The organism is Nocardia sp. NPDC049737 (genome assembly GCF_040674755.1).
Classification (GTDB): Bacteria; Actinomycetota; Actinomycetes; order Mycobacteriales; family Mycobacteriaceae; genus Nocardia.
In genome coordinates this window covers 1-3606 of the sequence record NZ_JBFANH010000088.1, presented here as the reverse complement: position 1 = coordinate 3606, position 3606 = coordinate 1, and the positions used below count along the sequence as shown (strand labels likewise).

5 protein-coding genes are annotated in these 3606 nt (G+C 66.9%); all 5 read left to right on the top strand.

Features of this window, described 5'->3' with window-relative positions; translation table 11 throughout:
• The coding region (locus AB0J47_RS42150) for a hypothetical protein (protein ID WP_364360299.1) at nt 1–222 on the top strand (222 nt) is incomplete at its 5' end.
• On the top strand, nt 219–1199 hold the full coding sequence (locus AB0J47_RS42145; protein ID WP_364360296.1) for a hypothetical protein: 981 nt from the start codon (nt 219–221) through the stop codon (nt 1197–1199). The genes AB0J47_RS42150 and AB0J47_RS42145, both read left to right, overlap by 4 nt.
• A gap of 663 nt (nt 1200–1862) precedes the next feature.
• The gene (locus tag AB0J47_RS42140; protein WP_364360293.1) at nt 1863–2102 is read left to right on the top strand and encodes a hypothetical protein; all 240 of its coding nucleotides are present in this window, start codon (nt 1863–1865) and stop codon (nt 2100–2102) included.
• Nucleotides 2103–2366: 264 nt separating this feature from the next.
• On the top strand, nt 2367–2648 hold the full coding sequence (locus AB0J47_RS42135) for a hypothetical protein (RefSeq protein ID WP_364360290.1): 282 nt from the start codon (nt 2367–2369) through the stop codon (nt 2646–2648).
• Nucleotides 2645–2956 carry a type II toxin-antitoxin system PemK/MazF family toxin gene (locus AB0J47_RS42130; protein ID WP_364360287.1) on the top strand — a complete coding sequence of 104 codons (312 nt, stop codon included), beginning with the start codon at nt 2645–2647 and terminating at the stop codon, nt 2954–2956. The genes AB0J47_RS42135 and AB0J47_RS42130 overlap by 4 nt, the downstream gene beginning before the upstream one ends.
• The last annotated feature ends 650 nt before the right edge of the window (nt 2957–3606 follow it).

Here is a 3606-nt window from a genome sequence, read left to right as displayed (position 1 = left end):
AACCGAAACCGACTCCGACAAGGGGGAAATCCGATGCGCGACACAATGGTTCGCGAGGGCTACCAGGGCGAAACAGAGTGCTGCTCCCGCCCTCTGGGCGTGATGAACACCCACATCGCCGAGGACGGCCGCACCGCCGAGGGTGCGCGATTCTACGAAATCGCCTGCAATCAGTGCCTCGATGTCGTCGGCCGCCGCTACCTCGGCGGTGAGCAGGCATGAGCATCACCGCCACACTCGACGCCGTCGCTGACCTCGATCCGCACCTGCTCGACGACCCGCAGACCCGGAAGCTGGTGGACATCGGCGCGCAGTTCGCGGCCGAGGTGACCGAGCGCTACGGGTCACCGGACGTGCCCCGCTGGGCCTCGGGAGACCACGAGACCGACGTGCTGATGTGCTACCACAACGGCGGCCTCGACGGACACACCAGCGTCGGAGCACTCGGGGCGGGGGTGCCCCGCGGCGTCCTGCAGCTCGCGAGCGCGGTGAACGCGGCGGCCGGGCAGGAAGTGATCGATCCGATGCTGCGCGCGGTGACGTTCGTCGCGGCGTGCGCACATGATCACACCCAGCTGTGCGGGCGGTCTCTGCCCGAGCGGCACGGGCACCTGGGCGACGAACGCCTGTCCGCCGACACCGCGCGTGCCCGCTGCCTGATCGCAGGAGCCTCGGCCGAGGTCGCGGACATGGTCTTCAGTGCGGTCATGGCCACCGCGTTCAACCCCACGAGCAAGGCTCAGAACGTGGACTACGCCAACGCTGGGCGGGTTGTGCTCGCCCAGGAGGTGACCGCCGCCGCCGATCTGCTCAGCCTGGCCCATCGACGCGGCCCACTCTCCAGTCTCGAGATGGTGTGCGAGGGTCTGTGCCTGCACCAGCACGGGCGCCTGGTCCAGCAGCGCCTCGGCTGGGCCGCAACCTCGATCACCGGCCCGGCCTGGCTGCTCGACGTCATCGAGGTCGACGCCGAGCTGCGCGCCGCGTTCATCGAGTCCGTGATCGGCCAGTCGAAATTCTTCGCCGGATTCCGCTTCAGCGACCACGCTATCCGCGAGGTCTGCGGGTCCGGCATCGACGACCTGTTCGACGGCCGGGAGTCCAACGCCTCGATGCTGGAGATCTTCGCGGGCCTGCTGCGCGACGGTCACAGCCCACGCGAGGTATGGAACTGCGCGCGCGACATGGCCGGATACTGACCCCGATCACACACCCCGCGCATCGGCCCCGAACCGCACCCAGGTTCGGGGCCGATGTCATGTCGGCAATCCTCCGTCGCGTCCCGGCGCCGCAATGGTGGAAGAGGTGTGTCGGCGAGTGCGATTTCGGGGACACACCTTCTGCACTATCGCGGGTTCCTGGATTAGGCGTCGATTTCGGCGACGCCGAGGGGGGCTCATTTCGCGGGCCTATACGCCTCGCTGACGGGCGAATCGGTACTTCATGAGGGTTCGGTCAGCCCGTCGAATCCGGCCGTCTCTGGGAGAGCAAGTTATACGCGAAGGGGCCCTAAGTGAGGCACGCGCCGAAATCGCGGTGCGCAAGAGCTGTTCGCCACCCGCCTCGATCGCCGCGTGATCGCGTCCCGTTCTCGACGATGAAAGCCCCCACGAAGTCCCCCGCGAAGTCACCCATGCCATGGGTGATGCGAACGCGCGAGCCGCGAGGTCGTGAGCTGGCCGAAGCCGCCGAAAACTCACCCACCGAACAGTGCTCGGACGCACTGACTCACCTGCACTCACGCCCGCTCGCGGGAGAGCAAGTTATGGAGTTAGACATGCTAAGTGAGGGCCGCGCCGGATTCGGGGCGTAGGTGGGGCAAGGTTGTGGCCCGTGACCAGTCAGCAGCAGGGGTGCCGCGCATGACGACGAGGCAACGGGCGGATCGGGCGGATCGGAGCGAGTTCCGCCGGTCGATGTTCGCCGCCTACGACGTGTTGATCGGCCGGTTGGAGCAACTGGGAGAGTCGGACACGGCGGAGCTGGCGAAGGCGCTGCAACGCGCGTGTCAGCTGCTGATCGATCAGGACGATTCCCGAGCGTGGCACGCCAAGCAGCTGCGCACCCTGACGGCCCAGGCGCGCACAGCGACCGAGGAATGACCCCGAGCCGCCGGCACGGCGCGGCACGCAAACGCTGAGGCAAAGTCCCGCCTGAGGTCCCGCTCGCCGCGCGGGACACCAACGCGTAGCCCACACGTGGAATGACGTGCGAAAAGAGCCCGGAAAGTCCCACCCGAAAACGGGTCGTCCCGCGGTAACTCTCCCGCATGAGCTGAGCAGAGGAGGAGCAAGTTATAACGTCCACTGTGTAAGTGAGGGCGCTTCGGGACACTGTCCGGTACACGAATCGGTACACTCCGGGGTATGCCAGCCTTACAGCCGTTGACGATCAAGCTCCCCCAACACTTCCTGGACGTGGCCCGCGAGGTCGCCGAGGCCGAGGAAACCACCGTCTCGGCGTGGGCCGCCAAAGCGGTGACCGAGAAACTCCTCCGGTTGGCCGCCCAGGCCGAGGCCGAATGGGAGCGCGAGCACCCAGAGGAAACCGCCACGCTGCGCGCCGAACGCGAAGCCGAGGCCGAGGAACGCCACGCCCGCGAACAGGCCGAGGACGCCGCCGCACGCCGCCACGGTGACGCCGCGTGACCGATATCGCCCGCGGCCAGGTGTGGGACTACCAGAGCATCTCGCACACCCGCCGCGTCCTGGTCGTGTCCACCGACGCGTTGAACGATGCCGGATATCCGGTAGTGCTGGAGGTGACCATGGTCGCCCCCCGCAACGCCGCCTTGAAACTGCTCAGCATCGGCCTCGGTGCCGAACTCGGCGGATACGCCCGCGCCCGCACCATCGGCGACGTCGAACCGAAGCGATTCACCACGCTGATCGGCACGGTGCCCACGCACCTCATGGACCAAGTGGACGCCGCACTCCGAGCCGTCCTGGCGCTGTAGCCCCCGCTCCAGGCTCCGGACTCAGATCTGCAACCGGACTCGGACCCACACCCGGCCCGAAAAGAGTCCGAAGCCCACTTCGGACTCGATCCGACTCCGCTCCAAAGTCCGAATCCGAGCCGTATCAACACACCTTTTGCACCATCCGGACTTCGGGCTGAACCCTCCGGAATCTCGGACTCAGAACGGGCATATCCCGTGGTCACACCTTTTGCACCATTCCTATACCCCTCTAGGGTATTTACGTTTCCGCAGGTCACGGCGTCGCGTCCGCTACGAAGGGGGCGCGAAAGGGGGGTGCCCCCCTTGAACGAGGGGGGCACCCCTGAGTCGACCCCACTCAACCCCCTCAGGGACCCCTGCCGAAAACCCCTGGCACACACCTTTTGCACCATCCAGACCCCCAACCGATGGGGGGCGACCCCCTGGTGATTGGGGTCGTTTTGGGGTCGACCCCAATCCGGTTGGGGTCCGATTGGGGTCCGACCCCCAAGCGGGTTGGGGTCAGCAAGACGCGCCACCGCCGGCCTTCTCTGGACGCCGAAAGCCCAACCTGACCGACCGGACTTCCGGACCCGGTCCGGAATGAGTCCGGAAGTCCGACCGGACACTTCCGGAACCGAGTCCGGAAGTCCGGAAGTCCGACTGGA

Excerpts from the sequence above, each read along its gene's own strand:
- AB0J47_RS42145 (WP_364360296.1), top strand. The coding sequence starts at position 219 with ATGAGCATCACCGCCACACTCGACGCCGTCGCTGACCTCGATCCGCAC.
- AB0J47_RS42140 (WP_364360293.1), top strand. The coding sequence starts at position 1,863 with ATGACGACGAGGCAACGGGCGGATCGGGCGGATCGGAGCGAGTTCCGC.
- AB0J47_RS42135 (WP_364360290.1), top strand. The coding sequence starts at position 2,367 with ATGCCAGCCTTACAGCCGTTGACGATCAAGCTCCCCCAACACTTCCTG.